Origin of the sequence: Salmonella bongori NCTC 12419 (genome assembly GCF_000252995.1) — a bacterium.
Taxonomy (GTDB): Bacteria; Pseudomonadota; Gammaproteobacteria; order Enterobacterales; family Enterobacteriaceae; genus Salmonella; species Salmonella bongori.
The window spans coordinates 2,905,620-2,926,661 of sequence record NC_015761.1; the positions used below are offsets into that span (position 1 = coordinate 2,905,620).

18 protein-coding genes and 1 other RNA gene are annotated in these 21,042 nt (G+C 53.6%); 8 read left to right on the plus strand and 11 right to left on the minus strand.

Going from position 1 to position 21,042, the window contains the following annotated elements:
* Positions 1 to 12: 12 nt before the first annotated feature.
* Positions 13 to 672: a PAQR family membrane homeostasis protein TrhA gene (gene trhA, locus SBG_RS13630; protein WP_024135108.1), complete on the minus strand. Its 660-nt coding sequence runs from the start codon at positions 670 to 672 to the stop codon at positions 13 to 15.
* Positions 673 to 835: 163 nt separating this feature from the next.
* The gene (gene yqfB, locus SBG_RS13635; RefSeq protein WP_015702996.1) at positions 836 to 1,147 is read right to left on the minus strand and encodes a N(4)-acetylcytidine aminohydrolase; all 312 of its coding nucleotides are present in this window, start codon (positions 1,145 to 1,147) and stop codon (positions 836 to 838) included.
* Between the two features lie 157 nt (positions 1,148 to 1,304).
* Between yqfB and SBG_RS13640 the strand changes: the two genes are divergently transcribed.
* Positions 1,305 to 2,738 carry a 6-phospho-beta-glucosidase gene (locus SBG_RS13640; protein ID WP_000737109.1) on the plus strand — a complete coding sequence of 478 codons (1,434 nt, stop codon included), beginning with the start codon at positions 1,305 to 1,307 and terminating at the stop codon, positions 2,736 to 2,738.
* 57 nt (positions 2,739 to 2,795) lie between these two features.
* Here the strand turns inward: SBG_RS13640 and gcvP are convergent, their stop codons facing one another.
* The 7 genes from gcvP to SBG_RS13675 all read right to left on the minus strand — a co-directional run bounded on the left by gcvP (position 2,796) and on the right by SBG_RS13675 (position 12,249).
* Positions 2,796 to 5,669 (minus strand): aminomethyl-transferring glycine dehydrogenase, encoded by a 2,874-nt coding sequence (gcvP, locus tag SBG_RS13645; protein ID WP_000194989.1) that lies wholly within the window; start codon positions 5,667 to 5,669, stop codon positions 2,796 to 2,798.
* Between the two features lie 214 nt (positions 5,670 to 5,883).
* Entirely contained in the window at positions 5,884 to 6,273 is a 390-nt protein-coding gene (gene gcvH / locus SBG_RS13650; protein ID WP_020845168.1) for a glycine cleavage system protein GcvH, read from the minus strand.
* Between the two features lie 24 nt (positions 6,274 to 6,297).
* Positions 6,298 to 7,392 (minus strand): glycine cleavage system aminomethyltransferase GcvT, encoded by a 1,095-nt coding sequence (gene gcvT / locus SBG_RS13655; RefSeq protein WP_000068743.1) that lies wholly within the window; start codon positions 7,390 to 7,392, stop codon positions 6,298 to 6,300.
* Between the two features lie 453 nt (positions 7,393 to 7,845).
* Complete coding sequence (gene ubiI / locus SBG_RS13660) at positions 7,846 to 9,048, minus strand: FAD-dependent 2-octaprenylphenol hydroxylase (protein ID WP_001192156.1); 1,203 nt, start codon at positions 9,046 to 9,048, stop codon at positions 7,846 to 7,848.
* A 104-nt stretch (positions 9,049 to 9,152) separates the two neighbouring features.
* Complete coding sequence (gene ubiH, locus SBG_RS13665; protein ID WP_000111156.1) at positions 9,153 to 10,331, minus strand: 2-octaprenyl-6-methoxyphenyl hydroxylase; 1,179 nt, start codon at positions 10,329 to 10,331, stop codon at positions 9,153 to 9,155.
* The gene (pepP, locus tag SBG_RS13670) at positions 10,328 to 11,644 is read right to left on the minus strand and encodes a Xaa-Pro aminopeptidase (protein ID WP_000193695.1); all 1,317 of its coding nucleotides are present in this window, start codon (positions 11,642 to 11,644) and stop codon (positions 10,328 to 10,330) included. Before pepP ends, ubiH begins: the two co-directional genes overlap by 4 nt.
* A 26-nt stretch (positions 11,645 to 11,670) precedes the next feature.
* Positions 11,671 to 12,249, minus strand: coding sequence for a YecA/YgfB family protein (locus SBG_RS13675; RefSeq protein ID WP_000027231.1), 579 nt, complete (start codon positions 12,247 to 12,249; stop codon positions 11,671 to 11,673).
* A gap of 167 nt (positions 12,250 to 12,416) precedes the next feature.
* On the opposite strand from SBG_RS13675, the gene zapA reads away from it, so the two are divergent.
* From zapA to SBG_RS13685, 3 genes are all read left to right on the plus strand, one after another.
* Positions 12,417 to 12,746, plus strand: coding sequence for a cell division protein ZapA (gene zapA / locus SBG_RS13680; RefSeq protein ID WP_001276011.1), 330 nt, complete (start codon positions 12,417 to 12,419; stop codon positions 12,744 to 12,746).
* 41 nt (positions 12,747 to 12,787) lie between these two features.
* Positions 12,788 to 12,971: non-coding RNA, 6S RNA (gene ssrS, locus SBG_RS21985), on the plus strand.
* A gap of 20 nt (positions 12,972 to 12,991) precedes the next feature.
* The gene (locus tag SBG_RS13685; protein WP_000172493.1) at positions 12,992 to 13,588 is read left to right on the plus strand and encodes a 5-formyltetrahydrofolate cyclo-ligase; all 597 of its coding nucleotides are present in this window, start codon (positions 12,992 to 12,994) and stop codon (positions 13,586 to 13,588) included.
* A gap of 92 nt (positions 13,589 to 13,680) precedes the next feature.
* On the opposite strand, the gene serA is transcribed toward SBG_RS13685, so the two are convergent.
* Together serA and rpiA are read right to left on the minus strand one after the other, a co-directional pair.
* Entirely contained in the window at positions 13,681 to 14,913 is a 1,233-nt protein-coding gene (serA, locus tag SBG_RS13690; protein WP_001151629.1) for a phosphoglycerate dehydrogenase, read from the minus strand.
* 266 nt (positions 14,914 to 15,179) lie between these two features.
* Entirely contained in the window at positions 15,180 to 15,839 is a 660-nt protein-coding gene (gene rpiA / locus SBG_RS13695; protein WP_000189742.1) for a ribose-5-phosphate isomerase RpiA, read from the minus strand.
* A gap of 153 nt (positions 15,840 to 15,992) precedes the next feature.
* On the opposite strand from rpiA, the gene argP reads away from it, so the two are divergent.
* From argP to scpB, 4 genes are all read left to right on the plus strand, one after another.
* Positions 15,993 to 16,886 carry a DNA-binding transcriptional regulator ArgP gene (argP, locus tag SBG_RS13700; protein ID WP_000828345.1) on the plus strand — a complete coding sequence of 298 codons (894 nt, stop codon included), beginning with the start codon at positions 15,993 to 15,995 and terminating at the stop codon, positions 16,884 to 16,886.
* Positions 16,887 to 17,101: 215 nt separating this feature from the next.
* Positions 17,102 to 19,246, plus strand: a complete 2,145-nt coding sequence (gene scpA / locus SBG_RS13705) for a methylmalonyl-CoA mutase (protein WP_000002051.1) — start codon at positions 17,102 to 17,104, stop codon at positions 19,244 to 19,246.
* Positions 19,239 to 20,234 carry a methylmalonyl Co-A mutase-associated GTPase MeaB gene (gene meaB / locus SBG_RS13710; protein ID WP_000606716.1) on the plus strand — a complete coding sequence of 332 codons (996 nt, stop codon included), beginning with the start codon at positions 19,239 to 19,241 and terminating at the stop codon, positions 20,232 to 20,234. The genes scpA and meaB overlap by 8 nt, the downstream gene beginning before the upstream one ends.
* A 10-nt stretch (positions 20,235 to 20,244) precedes the next feature.
* A complete protein-coding gene (gene scpB / locus SBG_RS13715) occupies positions 20,245 to 21,030 on the plus strand; it encodes a methylmalonyl-CoA decarboxylase (RefSeq protein ID WP_000122070.1) in 786 nt (261 codons plus the stop codon).
* Positions 21,031 to 21,042: the final 12 nt, after the last annotated feature.

Below are 21,042 nucleotides of genomic sequence, written 5' to 3' on the forward strand. Positions count from 1 at the left end.
GGCATTAAGAAATTACGCCTGCCCTACGTACAGATAGATTGCCAGGAAGTGACACACGCTACCGCCCAGCACGAAGCCGTGCCAGATAGCGTGGTTATAAGGTATACGTTTACAAACATAGAAAATCACGCCCAGCGAATAGACCACACCGCCTACCGCCAACAACGTTACGCCACCTATCGCCAGCTTGATCGCCAGCTGATAAACCACAATCAGCGATAACCAGCCCATCGTCAAATACGTAACCAACGAAAGCACTTTAAAGCGGTGCGCAATCGTTAATTTAAAGAGGATACCGAGTAACGCCAGGCTCCAGATAACAATCATCAGCCCCCGCGCCAGCGGCGAATCCAGGCCTACCAGTAGAAATGGTGTATAGGTTCCGGCAATGAGCAGGTAAATAGCACAGTGATCAAACTTCTTTAACCAGATTTTTGCCCGCTGATGGGGAACGGCATGATACAACGTTGAGGCAAGGAACAGCAGGATCATACTCCCGCCATATAAACTATAACTGGCGATAGCGGTCATACCAGCATTCGCCTCTACCGCCTGGACCAACAAGAGCACCAGGCCGACAATCCCGAATACCAATCCAATGCCGTGGCTAATACTGTTGGCGATTTCCTCAGCCAGCGAATATCCCTGCGCCATTAATGGTTTTTCCACTATAACTTACTCCGGTGAAACGTTCATAATGATGAACAGCTTCTCTAGCGTAACTGAGAATGGTTCCAGTGAACACATGTTAGCTAAAATAAATCCGTAAAATTAAATTATCTTTAAAATTCAATAAATTATCAGACAAAATTCAACTAACAATTGTCCATAATTATTAAACACATTTAAAATCAATCACATAAAATTGCGTCTGGTTGGGATAGATTTCGGTAATTACGCGTTTTAACTCATCAAGCGACATATTTTCCTGCTGTGCATGTTTTTCGTTCAGCGTATCCAGCGTCACGGTTGACGTTCCGGTCACTTCTATCGTGCAAAAATAGCCGTCATCTTCAAACCGTCCCACTCGCAGCACATCGCCTGGTTTAAAATGGGACTCTGAGGCGTCGCGGATAGTAATGGTTTTACGCCCTGCCAGAATGTCATTCTGGAATCGTTGAAAGAAAGTGATGTCGTTTGGCTGCATATTGTTATTCCCCAAATATGAAATCTGATGAGCGAATGCTGTGATCATGAGTGTATTCTTGCCCCGACACGCTGGCACCTCAGAAATTTGCATACGCTTTAAAACCATTTGGTGCAGAATGAGGGTAACAGACTAAGTAAATTGAGATTACGCAACAATGAAAAAACTCACCTTGCCAAAAGATTTTTTATGGGGCGGCGCGGTAGCCGCTCACCAGGTGGAAGGCGGCTGGAATAAAGGCGGTAAAGGCCCCAGCATTTGCGATGTTCTGACTGGTGGCGCGCACGGCGTTCCCCGTGAAATTACGCCGCACGTCGTTCCCGGAAAATATTATCCAAACCATGAAGCGGTCGATTTTTACGGTCACTATAAAGAAGATATTAAGCTGTTTGCCGAAATGGGCTTCAAATGTTTTCGCACCTCTATCGCCTGGACGCGTATCTTCCCGCTGGGGGACGAATCGCAGCCGAATGAAGAAGGTCTGAAGTTCTACGACGACATGTTCGATGAGCTACTTAAATACAACATCGAGCCTGTTATTACCCTCTCCCATTTTGAAATGCCGTTGCACCTGGTACAGCAGTACGGCGGCTGGACAAACCGTAAGGTCGTTGATTTCTTTGTGCGTTTCGCTGAGGTGGTTTTTGAACGCTATAAGCATAAGGTCAGGTACTGGATGACCTTCAATGAAATTAACAATCAGCGTAACTGGCGCGCGCCGCTGTTTGGCTACTGCTGTTCCGGCGTGGTGTACACCGAGCATGAGGATCCCGAAGAGACCATGTATCAGGTCTTACACCATCAGTTCGTCGCCAGCGCGCTGGCGGTAAAAGCGGCCCGTCGTATTAACCCGGCGATGAAAGTCGGCTGTATGCTGGCAATGGTCGCGCTGTATCCGTTCTCCTGTAAACCGGAAGATGTGATGTTTGCTCAGGAGTCGATGCGTGAACGCTATGTCTTTACTGATGTTCAGCTACGCGGCTACTACCCCTCTTATGTGCTCAACGAATGGGAACGTCGCGGCTTTACGATTCAGATGGAAGAAGGCGACACGCAGATCCTGCGCGAAGGCACCTGCGATTACCTCGGCTTCAGCTATTATATGACCAACGCGGTTAAAGCCGAAGGCGGCAGCGGCGATGCTATTTCCGGCTTTGAAGGCAGCGTTCCCAACCCGCACGTTAAGGCATCCGACTGGGGCTGGCAGATCGATCCGATCGGTCTGCGCTATTCGCTATGCGAACTGTACGAGCGCTACCAGAAGCCGCTGTTCATCGTGGAAAACGGCTTTGGCGCTTACGATAACGTCGAAGAAGATGGCAGCATTAACGACGATTATCGCATCGACTATCTACGCGCTCATGTTGAAGAAATGATGAAGGCCGTAACGCATGACGGCGTTGAATTAATGGGATATACGCCCTGGGGCTGCATCGACTGCGTTTCGTTTACCACGGGCCAGTACAGCAAGCGTTACGGCTTTATCTACGTGAACAAGCATGATGACGGCAGTGGCGATATGTCGCGCTCGCGTAAGAAGAGTTTTTACTGGTATAAAGCGGTAATTGCCAGCAACGGCGAGAATCTGTAGTAAATATGGCCGGGCGGCAGCAGCGCCTTACCCGGCCTACAGGGTGTTAATGCCGGATTACTGATATTCGCTCATCGGTACGCACGAGCAGAACAGGTTCCGGTCTCCATATACGTCATCCAGACGTTTTACGGTCGGCCAGTATTTGTTCGCCACGCCCGCCGGGAAAACGGCGATTTCGCGGCTATAGCTGTGATTCCACTCTGCGACCAGCTCGTTTTGCGTATGCGGCGCATTAACCAGCGGGTTATCCTCAAGCGGCCATTCGCCATTTTTCACACGATCGATTTCGGCGCGAATTGCCAGCATCGCATTAATAAAGCGATCCAGTTCCACTTTGCTTTCCGATTCGGTTGGTTCCACCATCAGCGTACCGGCGACCGGGAACGACATCGTCGGAGCATGAAATCCATAGTCGATCAGGCGTTTGGCGATATCCAGTTCGCTGATGCCGGTTTCTTCTTTCAGCGGACGAATATCGAGAATGCATTCGTGCGCCACACGACCATCACGGCCGGTATACAGTACCGGGAAAGCGTCTTGCAAACGGCTGGCAATATAATTGGCGTTAAGAATCGCCACCTGACTTGCCTGTTTTAAGCCCTCCGCGCCCATCATACGGATATACATCCAGCTAATCGGCAGAATAGAGGCACTACCAAACGGTGCTGCTGATACCGCGCCCTGACGGGTTAACATTCCTTCAATGTGGACGACGCTATGACCAGGCACAAACGGCGCCAGATGAGATTTCACGCCAATCGGCCCCATGCCCGGACCACCGCCGCCGTGTGGAATACAGAAGGTTTTATGCAGGTTGAGATGCGAAACATCTGCGCCAATAAAGCCCGGTGAAGTAATCCCCACCTGCGCGTTCATATTAGCGCCATCCAGATAAACCTGGCCGCCAAACTGATGAACGATGTCGCACACATTACGGATCGTCTCTTCGTACACACCGTGGGTGGATGGGTAGGTCACCATGATGCAGGACAGGTTTTCACCAGCCAGCTCCGCTTTCGCCCGCAGATCGTCCAGATCGATGTTGCCGTTCTTATCACAGGCGACCACCACCACCTGCATACCCGCCATCTGTGCGGAAGCCGGGTTGGTACCGTGAGCAGAAGCCGGGATCAGGCAGATATCGCGATGCCCTTCATTGCGGCTTTCGTGGTAATGGCGGATTGCCAGCAGGCCAGCATATTCGCCCTGCGCCCCGGAATTCGGCTGCATGCAAACGGCATCATAACCGGTCAGTTTGACCAGCCAGTCAGACAATTGACCGATCATCTGATGATAACCTTCCGCCTGTTCAGGCGGGCAGAACGGATGCAGCTCAGCAAATTCCGGCCAGGTGATGGGGATCATTTCTGCCGCCGCATTCAGCTTCATGGTGCAGGACCCCAGCGGGATCATCGCCTGATTCAGCGCCAGATCTTTACGCTCCAGAGAGTGCATGTAGCGCATCATCTCGGTTTCACTGTGATAGCGGTTAAATACCGGATGGCTCAGGATCGCGTCATCACGCAGCATACTGCTCTGAATGGAGCGGCTGTCGAGCGCCACATCTTTGTCCAGAGCATCAATATTCAGGCCATGATCATCGCCCAGCAGTACATTGAACAATTGCAGAACGTTGTGACGAGTGGTCGTCTCATCAAGCGTAATGCCCACCGCGTTATGGATATCGCTGCGCAGGTTAATTTCCGCCGCTTCCGCGCGCGCCAGAACCGCCGCTTTATCAGCGACCTCGACACACAAAGTGTCAAAATAGTGCGCATGACGCAGTTTAAGCCCTTTGTGCTGCAAACCTGCTGCCAGGATATCAGTCAGGCGGTGAATGCGGTTAGCGATACGCTTCAGCCCTACCGGTCCATGATAAACGGCATACAGACTGGCGATGTTGGCCAGCAGCACCTGCGAGGTACAAATGTTGGAGTTGGCTTTCTCACGACGAATATGTTGTTCGCGAGTTTGCATCGCCATACGTAGCGCGGTATTGCCTGCGGCATCTTTCGAAACGCCGATGATACGGCCCGGCATTGAGCGTTTGAATTCGTCTTTAGCGGCAAAGAATGCCGCGTGCGGGCCGCCGTAGCCCATTGGCACACCGAAACGTTGTGCGGAACCAAAGACAATATCCGCGCCCTGTTTGCCTGGCGCGGTCAGCAGCACCAATGCCATAAAATCAGCCGCAACGCTAACGATCATTTTACGAGATTTCAGTTCGCTTATGAGCGCGCTGTAATCGTGAACCTCACCGGTAGTGCCGACCTGCTGCAACAGCACGCCAAACACATCCTGATGATCCAGCACCTTCGCGGCATCATCCACAATCACGTCAAAACCGAAGGTTTCAGCGCGGGTGCGCACAACATCCAGCGTTTGCGGATGGACGTCAGCCGCCACAAAGAAACGGTTGGCATTTTTCAGCTTGCTGACGCGCTTTGCCATCGCCATCGCTTCGGCAGCGGCAGTCGCCTCGTCCAGTAAAGAGGCAGAAGCCATATCCAGCCCCGTCAGATCCAGCGTCACCTGCTGAAAATTCAGCAGTGCTTCCAGACGGCCCTGAGAAACTTCCGGCTGGTAAGGCGTATAGGCCGTATACCACCCCGGATTTTCCAGCATGTTGCGCAGAATCACTGGTGGCAGCTGCACGGCGGTGTAGCCCATGCCAATATAAGACGTGAAGCGCTTGTTGCGGCTCGCGATGGCTTTTAATTCGGCCAGCGCGGCAAATTCGGTTGCGGCGCCCCCCACCTGTGGCGGGGTGGCAAGCTGAATATCCTTCGGCACAATCTGACCGATTAGCGCGTTTAATGACTCTGCGCCAACGGCGTTCAGCATCTCTTGCTGCTGCGCGGCGTCCGGTCCGATGTGGCGTTCAATGAAAGCGCCGCTGTTTTCAAGCTGGCTTAGCGTTTGTGTCATGGGCGATGGTTCCTGAAACGTGCAGTGAATCGTGATTGTCTCTAACGCAATTGCCCGGTGGCGCTACGCTTACCGGGCCTGAGCATATAAACGAATACGCAAAATCATTCGCGTTGCAGGAAGGCGGCGACACAGCCCCCAGGAGCTTACATAAGTAAGTGACTGGGATGAGCGAGGAAGCCAACGCGCCTGCATCGTGAAAGATGAAGCGTATTTATTCGTCTTCCAACAATGCTTCGTACGCCGTGGCGTCCAGCAGCGACTCCAGTTCGCTTTCATCGCTGGCTTTGATTTTGAAGATCCAGCCGCCCGCATACGGTTCGCTGTTCACCAGTTCCGGAGAGTCGCTCAGCGCATCGTTGACCGCCACAATCTCACCACTTACCGGCGCGTAAATATCAGAGGCCGCTTTCACCGATTCCGCGACGGCGCAATCATCGCCAGCGCTTACCGTCGCGCCAACTTCCGGCAGGTCAACGAAAACCATATCGCCGAGCAGCTCCTGTGCATGTTCCGTAATGCCAACCGTATAAGCGCCATCGGCTTCTTTACGCAGCCATTCGTGTTCTTTGCTGTATTTCAGTTCTGCGGGTACGTTGCTCATCAATTAATCTCCAAAAGGGTTGAATCACGCAGCAGCTTTGCCGTTACGTACAAAAACAGGTTTCGTTACTTTTACCGGCATTTCGCGATTGCGAATCTGCACAATCGCCGTCTCGCCGATACCGGCCGGCACGCGCGCCAGCGCAATGCTGTAGCCCAGGGTAGGAGAAAATGTCCCGCTGGTAATCACACCTTCCTGCTGATTACCCTGCGCATCGGTAAAGCGCACCGGCAGTTCGTTACGCAGTACGCCTTTTTCGGTCATCACCAGACCGACCAGTTGCTCGTGGCCTTTTTCACGCTGCATTTCCAGCGCTTCACGACCGATGAAGTCACGATCGACCGGTTCCCAGGCGACGGTCCAGCCCATATTGGCCGCCAGCGGAGAGATCCCCTCGTCCATCTCCTGGCCGTAAAGGTTCATGCCCGCTTCCAGACGCAGCGTATCGCGCGCGCCGAGACCACAAGGTTTTACGCCAGCGTCCAGCAAAGCACGCCAGAAGTCCGCCGCTTTTTCATTGGGCATCGCGATTTCATAGCCCGTTTCCCCGGTATAACCGGTGGTGGCGATAAACAGGTCGCCTGCCTGAACACCGAAGAAGGGTTTCATGCCTTCCACCGCCTGGCGCTGCTCATCGTTAAACAGGGTGGCGGCTTTTGCCTGCGCGTTTGGCCCCTGCACCGCGATCAGCGACAGGTCGTCACGCACGGTGATATCAATGGCATAAGGTTCAGCGTGTTGAGTAATCCAGGAGAGGTCTTTTTCGCGGGTGGCGGAGTTAACAACGAGGCGGAAGAAATCTTCGGTGAAGTAATAAACGATAAGGTCATCAATAACCCCACCCGATGCGTTGAGCATACCGGAATAGAGGGCTTTACCGGTTTTAGTGAGTTTCGCCACATCGTTTGCCAACAGAGAGCGCAGAAACTCCCGGGTGCGGCTACCACGCAAATCCACGATGGTCATGTGCGACACATCAAACATCCCGGCATCAGTGCGAACAGCGTGGTGTTCATCAAGTTGCGAACCGTAATGCAGGGGCATCATCCAGCCATGAAAATCGACCATGCGGGCGCCGCATAGCGTATGTTGTTCGTATAAAGGCGTCTGTTGGGCCATCTTTTCCTCGTTGAATTAGCAGGGCTAATAACCATTTTCATGGGAAATCTTCGCCACGAAACCGGGCATCGACGCCCTTTTTCCTGCGCCGACGCAAACGTTCTCTTGTTCCTGAACTTACCACCGAAGTCACCGCTAAACCATAAGCCTGAATTTGCCATCACATTAGCTTATGGCTAAAAGCCGCTAAAAAGCCATCAGCATAAAAAACCAATATCATGACGAATAACACCGATAAACAGGTAGCTGATACGATTTAACTCGCTATTTAGTGATATTAAATGCGGAAAAAATGCTGAAAATCGCCCAAGGCAAAAATAGAAGCATTAGAAAATATAATGTGAAATAAGCGGTAAAATTAGATTATTTCAAATGAGAAAGCCCTCCCGGCGCGACAGCCGGGAAAGCAAAGTGTGACGGGAATCAAACTCTTACAGACGTAAGATCAGACGCTTAACGAAGCCATTGCGGAAGATCGTTTAAGCCCATCGCCTGACGAATAAGCTGGGGTTTAACGCCAGGAAGCGTATCGGCCAGTTTCAGTCCAACATCGCGCAGCAGCTTCTTCGCCGGGTTCTCTCCGGCAAACAGCTCACGAAAGCCCTGCATTCCGGCAAGCATCATTGCCGCACTGTGTTTACGGCTACGCTCATAGCGACGCAAGTAGAGATGTTGGCCAATATCTTTGCCCTGGCGCTGAAGCCGGCGTAAATCGTCCACCAGTTCAGCAGCGTCCATAAAGCCGAGGTTAACGCCCTGCCCTGCCAACGGATGGATAGTGTGCGCAGCATCGCCGACCAGCGCCAGACGGTGCGCGGCAAACTGGCGGGCATAGCGGCCCGTCAACGGAAAAACCTGTCGTTCGCTTTCCACATGACATAACCCCAATCGATTATCGAAAGCGATAGTCAACGCCTGGTTAAATGCCTCGTCGTTGGCCTGGCGCATACGTTCCGCATCCTGCGAAGAAAGCGACCAGACAATGGAGCACAGATGCGGATCGCTTAACGGCAGAAACGCCAGAATACCTTCACCATGGAACACCTGGCGGGCAACGGCGCCGTGGGGCTCTTCAGTTCGGATAGTCGCCACCAGCGCATGGTGGCGATAATCCCAGAAGGTTAAGGGGATATCCGCTTTGTTACGTAACCAGGAGTTTGCGCCATCCGCACCAATCACCAGGCGCGCGGTTAACATCGCACCATTTTTTAAGGTCAGGAAAGCGTCGTTCTCTCCCCAGGCAACCTGCTGCAACTCCGCTGGCGCCATTAAGGTGATATCCACTGCTTGCTGCGCTTTTTGCCACAGTGCGTAGTGAATAACGCTGTTTTCAACAATATGCCCCAGATGACTATATCCCATGCTCGCGTCATCGAACGTAATACGGCCAAAGCTGTCTTTATCCCAGACCTCCATACCGTGGTAGCAACTTGCCCGGCGCGCCACAATATCTGACCAGACGCCTAACCGAGTAAGCAGTTTTTCGCTGGCGGCATTAATCGCCGATACGCGAAGCTGAGGCGGCGCATCGCTCGCTAACGGCTGGGGGACAAACTGATCCAGTACTGCAACGCGCAAACCGCTGCCCTGCAAGCCGCAGGCGACAGCCAGTCCCACCATGCCTCCGCCAACTATTGCTACATCAACACTTTGCACTATTTACTCCCGGACAAAACGTTATTCGTCTTTCGTGGACCTGATAAGCTTAACGCCATCAGGCATCGGTGCGCCGCTCCTGCCGGATAGCGGCATACGGTTCCTTATCGTGCGACCCAGCCAAGCGTTCGCTGCGCCAGGACGTCGCGAGCGGGCGGGAACAGGTCCATTGCCATTAACCCGATGTTACGTCCCACCACCAACGGCGCCCAGCGGTTGGCAAACAGATGGACCAGACCGTTCGTCACGCCAATCGTCGCATCCCGGTCAGCCTGACGACGCTGCTGATAGCGCGATAATACATAATAAGCGCCCATATCCTCACCCGCGTTTTGTGCTGAGACCAGCGTTTCCGCCAGGCTCATGACATCGCGCAGACCGAGATTAAACCCTTGCCCGGCGATAGGATGCAGCGTCTGCGCCGCATTGCCGACCAGTACGGTCCGGTGAGTAAACGCTTTCGCTGCGGTGGTAAGAGAAAGCGGATACGCGCTGCGCTTACCGGCCTGAGTAATACGCCCCAGCCGCCAGCCGAACGCGGTCTGCAACGCCTGACAGAATTGCGCGTCAGACCACCCCAGTACCTCATCGCGCTGGTCAAGTGGATGGCACCAGACCAAAGAGCACCGGCCTTGCGACATTGGCAACATTGCCAATGGGCCATGTGGGGTAAAACGTTCAAAGGCACGTCCCTGATGCGGGAGGGAGGTCGCGACATTCGCGATTACCGCTAACTGTTCGTAGGGTTCCTGCCGCCAGTCAACGCCGCAGGCGGTCGCCAATGCGGAATGGGTGCCGTCAGCCGCCACCAAAACGCTGCCCGTTATCACCCGGCCATTTTCCAGAGTGACATTAACCTGCTGTTCAGTGCGCGACACGCTGGCCACACGCTCCGGACAGTGCAACGTCACGCCCGGCGCCTGACGCAACAGAGCAAACAGACGCAGCCCGATATCATGCAATTCCGCAACATGTCCCAACGCTGCCAGCCGGTAATCCTCCGCGTCGAGAGTCACAAATCCGCCATGACCGCGATCGCTAACGTGTACGGTTTTAATTGCCGTTGCACAACTGGAAATCACCTGCCAGACGCCAATTCGCGCCAGTTGTTGACAGGTGCCTGCCGCCAGTGCAATTGCTCTGGCGTCAAAACCGGGATGACTGTCTGCTTCAGGCGCTTTCGCTTCAATCAGATGTACCGGCAACGTCCCATGACTGAACCGGGAAATAGCCAGCGCCAGCGTCGCGCCAGCCATACCGCCGCCAACAATAATGACGCTCATTGCTGTCGCGCCGCCGCCATTAACGCTTCAATGTCGTCCGCCCTCTTCACAACGCTGGCGGTCAGGTTTTCATTACCGTTTTCGGTAATAACAATGTCATCTTCAATACGAACGCCAATACCACGATACGCTTCCGGTACGTCGGCATCCGGCGCGATGTAAAGGCCCGGCTCCACGGTTAATACCATGCCTGGCTCCAGGATACGGGAGCGATCCGGTCCGTAAACGCCGACATCATGAACATCCAGCCCCAGCCAGTGGCTCAGGCCATGCATAAAGAAAGGACGATGCGCGTTTTCGGCAATCAGCTGATCGACTTCTCCGCGCAAAATCCCCAGTTTCACCAGCCCGGTTATCATGATGCGCACCACTTCGCCGGTCACTTCCTGAATGGAGGTGCCGGGACGAAATAGTCGCAGGCTGGTCTCCAGCGATTCCAGAACGATGTCATAAATTTCACGCTGAGCTGGCGTGAACTTCCCGTTCACCGGGAAAGTGCGCGTGATATCGCCCGCGTAACCTTTGTATTCACAGCCCGCATCGATAAGCACTAAATCGCCGTCGCGCATTTCGCTTTCGTTTTCAGTGTAATGCAGAATGCAGCCGTTTTCGCCGCTGCCGACAATGGTGTTATAGGACGGATAGCGCGCGCCGTGCCGATTAAATTCATGGTGAATTTCGCCTTCCAGTTGATACTCGAACATCCCTGGACGACATTTTTCCATCGCGCGAATATGCGCCAGCGCGCTGATTTCCCCGGCGCGACGCATCACCGCAATCTCTTCCTGCGATTTGAACAGGCGCATTTCATGCACCATTGGTCGCCAGTCGGTCATGGTAGCAGGCGCAATCAGATTCTGACGGGAACCTTTACGCAGTTTCTCCAGCGCAGCCAGAACAATCTCGTCAGCATACGCATATTCGCCCTGCGCGTGGTACACCACATCCAGACCGTTAAGCAACTGAAAGAGTTGCTGGTTGATTTCGCTAAACGCCAGTGCCCGATCAACACCCAATTTTTCCGGCGCGGCGCCCTGCCCTAAACGGCGGCCAAACCAGATTTCCGCCGTCAGATCACGAACACGGTTGAACAAAACACTGTGGTTATGGGTGTCATCACTCTTAATCAGCACCAGCACAGCTTCCGGTTCGTTAAACCCGGTGAAATACCAGAAGTCGCTGCTCTGGCGATACGGATATTCACTGTCTGCGCTGCGCGTCGCCTCCGGAGCGGCAAAGATCAGCGCGGCGCTGCCGGGCTGCATTTGCGCCAGTAGTGCCTGGCGCCGGCGTTGGTATTCCTGCTGAGTCATGACATGGCCTCCATTTCATCTTGTTCTTAGTGTAGCGTCGGTTTACGCACTTCCGGCGCGGTTGGCTGCTGGCGCGTGAAAGTGTCATGACATAACAGCGCCGCAACACGAACATATTCGATGATCTCTTCGAGCGACATTTCCAGCTCTTCCTGATCTTCGCTTTCATCATAACCAAGCTGCGCAATATTACGCAGGTCATCGATCGCTTCACCCGTTTCGCCGGTAACTTTATCAAGTTTAGGCTGCGTGACGCCGAGGCCAAGCAAAAAGTGGTTAACCCATCCAGCCAACGCATCCGCGCGATCGAACACACTGACATCGTCGCCTTCAGGCAGATAAAGCTGAAAAAGAAAACCATCGTCTTCCAGCGCATCGCTGGTCGCCGCGTGCATTTTGCGCAGCGCCTGAGCAAGTTCATGCCCGAAAGCCAGACCTTCGTTCGTCAGGTCGTGAAGCAGCGGCTGCCATGAGCTGTCGTTATTGCCGCCGCAAATCATTCCGCTGATTAAACCGTGCATCTCAGCCGGGGTCAGACCCGCCCCTTGTTGGTTCAAAAACTGGTTCATTTCGTTGTAACCAGGCATTTCGTTCTGTATAGACATAAGCATTCGTCATCAAAGGGAGGAATATTCATGATATGCTACCACTTTGGACCCTGGTGAACCAGAAAAGGGCTTGTATCTTCACACCAGGGTAGCTATAGTGTCGCCCCTTCGCGGACCCTGGGTCTGGAGACGAAGGCAGCGCAGTCAATCAGCAGGAAGGTGGCATGTCTGCACAACCCGTCGATATCCAAATTTTTGGCCGTTCACTGCGAGTGAATTGCCCGCCTGACCAAAGGGATGCGTTGAATCAGGCTGCGGACGATCTCAATCAGCGGTTGCAAGATCTGAAAGTTCGCACTAGAGTCACAAATACTGAGCAGCTGGTTTTCATTGCCGCATTGAATATCAGCTATGAGTTAACTCAGGAAAAAGCGAAGACCCGCGACTACGCGGCGAGCATGGAACAACGTATTCGGATGTTACAACAGACCATAGAACAAGCGTTGCTTGATCAGGGTCGCATAACCGAAAAAACGGGCCAAAACTTTGAATAACACTTTCCGCTTTACTATGGTAAAGTGATGGTGAAAACAGAATTTCTCTGAGATGTTTGCAAGCGGGCCAGTCCCCTGAGCCGATATTTCATACCACAAGAATGTGGCGCTCCGCGGTTGGTGAGCATGCTCGGTTCGTCCGAGAAGCCTTAAAACTGTGACGACACATTCACCTTGAACCAAGGGTTCAAGGGTTACAGCCTGCGGCGGCATCTCGGAGATTCCCTTTCTGACTGGCGACAGCCATGACACTACATTCTGAACTTCCCTTATCCCGCAATGACATTCGCCGTATGATTCGGCAGCGTCGACGTGCGTTAACGCCACAACAACAACTCGACTTCGGCCAGCGTGCCGCCACGCGTATGCTTGCGTATCCTCCCGTGGTGCAGGCAAACACCGTTGCCGTGTTTCTGTCTTTTGATGGCGAACTTGATACACAACCGCTGATCGACCAGTTGTGGCGTTCGGGGAAGCGCGTTTATCTGCCTGTGCTTCATCCGTTCAGCCCCGGTAACTTGCTGTTTTTGCACTATCACCCACACAGTGAACTGGTGACGAACCGTCTGAAAATTCAGGAACCTAAGCTGAATGTCCGCGACATATTGCCACTATCTGAGTTAGATGTGTTGGTCACGCCGCTGGTGGCGTTTGACCAATACGGACAACGCTTAGGTATGGGCGGCGGCTTTTATGACCGTACATTGCAGAACTGGCAGCAGCATGGCATGACGCCGGTTGGCTATGCACATGATTGCCAGCTTGTCGAAAAACTACCGGTTGAAGAGTGGGATATTCCGCTACCTGCAATAGTTACGCCGTCGAAAATATGGCAATGGTAGCGATGATTCATTGCCGGGTGGCGGCGACGCCTTACCCGGCCTACACGCTTATTCAGGCCCAGGAAGCGTAGCGCCATCCGGCAAATGTAAAATTAGTACAGTAAGCGGGCGCGAATAGTGCCAGGAATCGCCTTCATCGCCAGTAACGCTTTCTCCGCCACATCGCCATCGGCCTCTATATCAATCACAACATACCCCATTCGGGCAGAGGTTTGTAGATACTGCGCGGCAATGTTAACGCCCTGCTCGGCAAAGATCTGGTTAAGTGCCGTCAGTACGCCCGGGCGGTTTTCATGGATGTGCATCAGGCGACGGCCACCATGCAATGGCAGCGACACTTCCGGGAAATTCACAGCGGAAAGCGTCGAGCCGTTATCCGAATACTTAATCAGTTTTCCTGAAACTTCCAGACCGATGTTTTCTTGCGCTTCCTGCGTCGAACCGCCGATATGCGGCGTCAGGATCACATTATCAAATTCGCACAGCGGAGAGGTAAACGGATCGCTGTTCGTCGCGGGTTCTGTCGGGAAAACGTCGATCGCCGCTCCCGCCAAATGTTTCGTCGCCAGCGCATCACACAAAGCCGGGATATCCACCACCGTTCCGCGCGCGGCGTTAATGAGCAGTGAACCCGGCTTCATCAGGGAAATCTCTTTCGCGCCCATCATGTTTTTGGTAGAGGCGTTTTCAGGGACGTGCAAACTCACCACATCGCTCATATTCAGCAATTCAGAAAGATGCTGCACCTGGGTCGCATTACCGAGTGGCAGTTTATTTTCAATATCATAGAAGTAAACATGCATACCCAGCGATTCCGCCAGAATCCCCAGCTGCGTCCCGATATGACCATAACCAATAATGCCCAGTTTCTTCCCGCGCGCTTCAAACGACCCTGCCGCCAGCTTATTCCATACGCCACGGTGCGCTTTGGCGTTCGCTTCCGGCACACCGCGCAGTAGCAGTAATAGCTCGCCAATCACCAGTTCCGCTACGGAACGGGTATTCGAGAATGGCGCATTAAAGACCGGAATACCGCGTTTCGCCGCCGCATTCAAATCAACCTGGTTGGTACCGATGCAAAAACAGCCAATCGCCACTAATTTCTCTGCGGCGTTAATCACTTCCTCTGTCAGATGAGTACGGGATCGCAGGCCGATGAAGTGGGCATCGCGGATGGACGCTTTCAGCTGCTCAGCGTCCAGCGCGCCCTTATGATATTCAATATTGGTGTAACCTGCCGCACGAAGGCTTTCCAACGCCTTTTGATGCACCCCTTCAACCAGCAGAAATTTAATTTTATCTTTCTCCAGCGATACCTTTGCCATTTCCCCGATCCTGTCTTTTTTTGCCATCTGATGTTGTGTGTGGATTTACATCCGTCCTTCAACATATCAAAAAAAATTGTCGCGGCAATATGAACGTTTGCGTCACTGCCCTGAAGGAATCGCATACAGCGGGAAATACCAGATGAAAATGCCAGGAATAACTTTTTCTTTGGAGGGATCGGCAGGGCAAACGATTAAACGTGATATATGTCACCAAATTTGCCCTGGCCAAATTTTTTACACGACCGGAAATATGCCCGTCGGGATCATTTTACGATGGTTTTCACCCCATCCGGCGTGCCAATCAATGCGACATCCGCACCCCGATTGGCAAACAACCCTACGGTCACCACGCCCGGAATGGCGTTAATGGCATTTTCCAGAGCGATGGGATCCAGGATTTCCATACCATAGACATCCAGAATGACATTACCGTTATCCGTAATCACGCCCTGACGGTACTCCGGACGTCCACCCAGTTTCACCAGCTGGCGAGCAACCGCGCTGCGCGCCATCGGGATCACTTCGACTGGCAGCGGAAATTTTCCCAGAATATCCACCTGCTTAGAGGCATCCGCAATACAGATAAATTTCTCCGCCACGGAAGCAATAATTTTCTCACGGGTTAATGCCGCGCCGCCGCCTTTGATCATCTGCATATGGCCGTTGATTTCATCCGCGCCGTCGACATAAATGCCCAGGCTATCCACCTCGTTAAGATCAAACACATGAATACCGAGGCTTTTGAGTTTTTCAGTCGAGGCGTCCGAGCTGGAGACCGCGCCTTCAATCTGGCCTTTCATTGTGCCCAGCGCATCAATAAAGTGTGCAGCCGTTGAGCCTGTACCAACGCCCACAATGGTGCCGGGCTGTACATACTGAAGTGCCGCCCATCCTACCGCTTTTTTCAGTTCATCCTGCGTCATAGATCGTTTCGCCTGTGGTGTGAAAATTCAGCCGCATTATAGAACATTGTCGGGAAAAATCTCTGTGTCCGTCCACAGGCTACGGATTTCATCTGTACCGATGGCAAATTTATGTCATAGTGCGGAAAAAAATATCAGGAGCATGACACAACAATGAAACGTCCGGACTACAGAACACTACAGGCGCTGGATGCCGTTATACGTGAACGAGGATTCGAGCGCGCCGCCCAGAAGCTGTGCATCACGCAATCCGCCGTCTCACAGCGCATAAAACAGCTTGAGAATATGTTCGGACAACCTTTGTTGGTGCGTACCGTTCCTCCTCGCCCCACGGAACAGGGGCAAAAACTACTGGCACTGCTGCGCCAGGTCGAGTTACTGGAAGAGGAGTGGCTGGGCGATGAACAAACCGGCTCTACGCCGTTACTGCTGTCGCTGGCGGTCAACGCCGACAGTCTGGCGACCTGGCTGCTGCCGGCGCTGGCGCCGGTACTGGCGGACTCCCCTATCCGCCTCAATTTGCAGGTGGAAGATGAAACGCGTACACAAGAACGCCTGCGCCGCGGCGAGGTAGTGGGCGCGGTCAGTATCCAGCATCAGGCGCTGCCCAGTTGCCTGGTGGATAAACTGGGCGCGCTCGACTATCTGTTTGTCGCATCAAAACCGTTTGCTGAGCGCTATTTCCCCAACGGCGTTACCCGTTCGTCTCTGCTGAAAGCGCCCGCCGTCGCGTTCGACCATCTGGATGATATGCATCAGGCCTTTTTACAACAAAATTTCGATCTACCACCTGGCAGCGTGCCGTGCCATATCGTGAATTCATCCGAAGCTTTTGTACAACTGGCCCGTCAGGGCACGACCTGCTGCATGATCCCTCACCTGCAAATTGAGAAAGAGCTGGAAAGCGGCGAGTTGATAAACTTAACGCCCGGTTTGCTACAACGCAGGATGCTTTACTGGCACCGCTTTGCCCCGGAAAGCAGGATGATGCGTAAAGTGACCGATGCGTTGCTGGAGTACGGGCACAAGGTGCTGCGCCAGGATTAACCTTTCTTATTAATGCCGGATGGCGGTGTGAACGCCTTATCCGGCCTGCATGACCCACTATTACCTTATTACTTCTTTGAAATTCATCACAAAATTATAAATTTCAGGCGGCAAAAAACGACGCGCCGTTGGCTATTTTTTGCTGGCGACAAGGCGACTGAAAACGCTCACCGTATTAGCAAATCTTCATTTCATTGCGTAATACGGAGCAAAAAATGGCTAATTTGCAGGCGTGGCAAATGCTCGCCAATAAAGAGCTAAGCCGACGGGAAAAAACCGTTGAATCACTGGTACGGCAAACGGCGGAAGGCATTGCCGTTAAACCCCTGTATACCGAAGCCGACCTTGATAATCTGGAAGTCACCGGTACGCTGCCCGGCCTGCCGCCTTACGTACGCGGTCCGCGCGCAACCATGTACACCGCCCAACCGTGGACCATTCGCCAGTATGCCGGGTTCTCCACCGCCAAAGAATCCAACGCCTTTTATCGCCGCAACCTGGCCGCCGGACAAAAAGGCCTTTCCGTCGCCTTTGACCTGGCAACCCACCGCGGTTATGACTCCGATAATCCTCGCGTGGCGGGCGATGTCGGCAAAGCGGGCGTCGCGATTGACACCGTCGAAGATATGAAAGTCCTGTTCGACCAGATCCCGCTGGACAAAATGTCGGTGTCAATGACGATGAACGGCGCGGTATTGCCAGTGATGGCGTTTTATATCGTGGCGGCGCAAGAGCAAGGCGTCACACCTGAACAACTCACCGGCACGATACAAAATGACATTCTGAAAGAGTATCTGTGTCGTAATACCTATATCTATCCGCCAAAACCGTCCATGCGTATTATTGCGGATATCATCGCCTGGTGTTCCGGCAACATGCCGCGCTTTAACACTATCAGCATCAGCGGGTACCACATGGGCGAAGCCGGCGCGAACTGCGTACAGCAAGTCGCGTTTACCCTGGCGGACGGTATTGAATACATTAAAGCCGCCCTTTCTGCCGGATTGAAAATTGACGATTTTGCTCCCCGGCTGTCGTTCTTTTTCGGCATCGGCATGGATCTGTTCATGAATGTCGCCATGCTGCGCGCCGCACGCTATCTGTGGAGCGAGGCGGTTAGCCGTTTCGGTGCGACTAACCCCAAATCGCTGGCGCTACGCACCCATTGCCAGACTTCCGGCTGGAGCCTGACCGAGCAGGATCCTTATAACAACGTCATTCGCACGACCATTGAAGCGCTCGGCGCCACGCTTGGCGGCACCCAGTCGCTGCATACCAACGCCTTTGACGAAGCGCTCGGTCTGCCGACCGACTTTTCAGCGCGTATCGCCCGTAATACGCAGATTATTATTCAGGAAGAGTCAGCGATCTGCCGCACCGTCGATCCGCTGGCGGGATCGTATTACGTCGAGTCGCTCACCGATCAGATCGTCAAACAAGCCAGAACGATTATCAAACAGATCGACGAGGCGGGCGGCATGGCGAAGGCGATCGAGGCTGGATTACCGAAGCGGATGATCGAAGAAGCCTCCGCCCGCGAACAGTCGCTCATAGACCAGGGCGAGCGCGTTATTGTCGGCGTCAACAAATACAAGCTGGAAAAAGAGGACGAAACAGCAGTACTGGAAATTGATAACGTGAAGGTGCGCCATGAGCAGATCGCCGCGCTGGAACGCATCCGCGCTACCCGTGATAACCGTGCGGTGAAAGCCGCACTGGAAGCACTGACCCAGGCGGCGCAACACCATGAAAATCTGCTGGCCGCCGCCATTGAGGCCGCACGCGTTCGCGCCACACTGGGCGAAATCTCCGATGCGCTGGAGGCGGCGTTTGACCGCTATCTGGTGCCCAGTCAGTGCGTGACTGGCGTGATTGCGCAAAGCTACCATCAGTCCGATAAATCCGCCAGTGAGTTTGACGCCATTGTTGCGCAAACTCAGCAATTTCTCGCTGACACAGGCCGCCGTCCGCGCATCCTGATAGCCAAAATGGGTCAGGACGGCCACGATCGCGGAGCGAAGGTCATCGCCAGCGCTTATTCCGATCTCGGCTTCGATGTCGATCTCAGCCCCATGTTCTCTACACCGGAAGAGATTGCTCGCCTGGCAGTGGAAAATGATGTTCATGTCGTAGGCGCCTCATCGCTGGCGGCCGGCCATAAAACACTGATTCCGCAACTGGTGGCGGCACTCAAAGAATGGGGACGCGAGGACATCTGCGTGGTGGCGGGCGGCGTGATCCCGCCGCAAGACTACGCTTTTCTTAAAGCACATGGCGTGGCGGCAATTTACGGCCCCGGCACGCCAATGCTCGAGAGCGTGCGCGATGTGCTAACCCGGATCAGTCAACATCATGATTAACGAGAGCACGCTGAAAGAGGCCGCCAGTCGCCTGCGACAGGGCGATCGCGCTACGCTCGCGCAGGCGATGACGCTGATAGAAAGCAGCCATCCTCAGCATCAGGACCTTAGCGCACGCCTGCTAGATGCCATCATGCCTTTTACCGGCAATGCATTGCGACTGGGGATCACCGGAACGCCAGGCGCCGGAAAAAGCACGTTTTTGGAAGCTTTCGGTATGTTGTTAATTCAACAGGGATTACGCGTGGCCGTCATCGCTGTCGATCCCAGCAGTCCGGTAAGCGGTGGCAGTATTCTCGGCGATAAAACCCGGATGACAGCGCTTTCGCGATCGGACGCGGCATTTATTCGCCCGGTCCCTTCTGGCGGGCATCTGGGCGGCGCCTGTCTGCGCGCGCGGGAGCTTATCTTGCTGTGTGAGGCGGCAGGCTACGACGTTGCGATCGTCGAAACCGTAGGCGTCGGTCAGTCGGAAACGGAAGTCGCCAACATGGTGGACTGTTTTATTGCGCTACAGCTTGCCGGCGGCGGCGACGAGCTGCAAGGGATTAAAAAGGGCATCATGGAGATGGCGGATCTGATCGTTATTAATAAGGATGATGGCGATAATCGCGGCAATGTGGCTATCGCCCGCCATATGTACGAAAGCGCATTGCACATTCTGCGCCGTAAATACGTGGAATGGCAACCGCAGGTGTTGGCCTGTAGCGCTTTGCAAAAAAGTGGAATCGACCAGGTGTGGCAAACCCTCTGCGATTTCCGCTCTACCCTTTCCGCCAGCGGTCGCCTGGAGCAGGTACGCCGCCAGCAGGCGATTTACTGGTTGCAGCAACAAACAAAAGAACAGGCGCTGCAAATGCTATTTGCCCGCCCTGATTTTGCACGCTATTTCCAGCACACATTGCAGGCCGTGAAAAGCAACAATCTTTCACCGCGTACCGGCCTTCAGCATATGCGCGAATTTCTACAGAATCATTATTTCCAATAAAGAGATTATTATGTCTTATCAATATGTCAATGTCGTTATTATCCAAAAGGTCGCAGTTATTGAATTCAACTATGCTCGTAAGCTTAACGCTCTGAGCAAAGTCTTTATTCATGACCTTATGCAGGCGCTTGACGATCTTAATCGTCCAGAAATCCGCTGTATCATTTTGCGCGCCCCCAGCGGCGCAAAAGTCTTTTCCGCAGGCCATGATATCCATGAGTTGCCCAGCGGACGGCGCGATCCGCTCTCTTATGACGATCCGCTGCGCCAGATCACCCGTATGATCCAGAAGTATCCCAAGCCGGTGATCTCTATGGTGGAGGGTAGCGTCTGGGGAGGCGCATTTGAGATGATCATGAGCTCCGATCTGATCATCGCCGCCAGCACCTCAACCTTCTCCATGACGCCGGTCAATCTCGGCGTGCCATACAACCTGGTCGGCATTCATAACCTGACCCGCGATGCGGGGTTCCATATCGTTAAAGAACTGATTTTTACCGCCTCGCCGATCACTGCCCAGCGCGCACTGGCAGTCGGCATTCTTAACCATGTGGTTGAGGCCGACGAACTGGAGGATTTCACGCTACAGATGGCGCACCATATTTCAGAAAAAGCGCCGTTGGCCATTGCCGTGATCAAAGAAGAACTGCGAGTGCTGGGTGAAGCGCACACCATGAATTCCGACGAGTTTGAGCGTATTCAGGGAATGCGGCGCGCCGTTTATGACAGCGAGGATTATCAGGAAGGTATGAGCGCTTTTCTGGAAAAACGTAAGCCTCACTTCGTGGGGCATTGAGGGTGAGGTGCG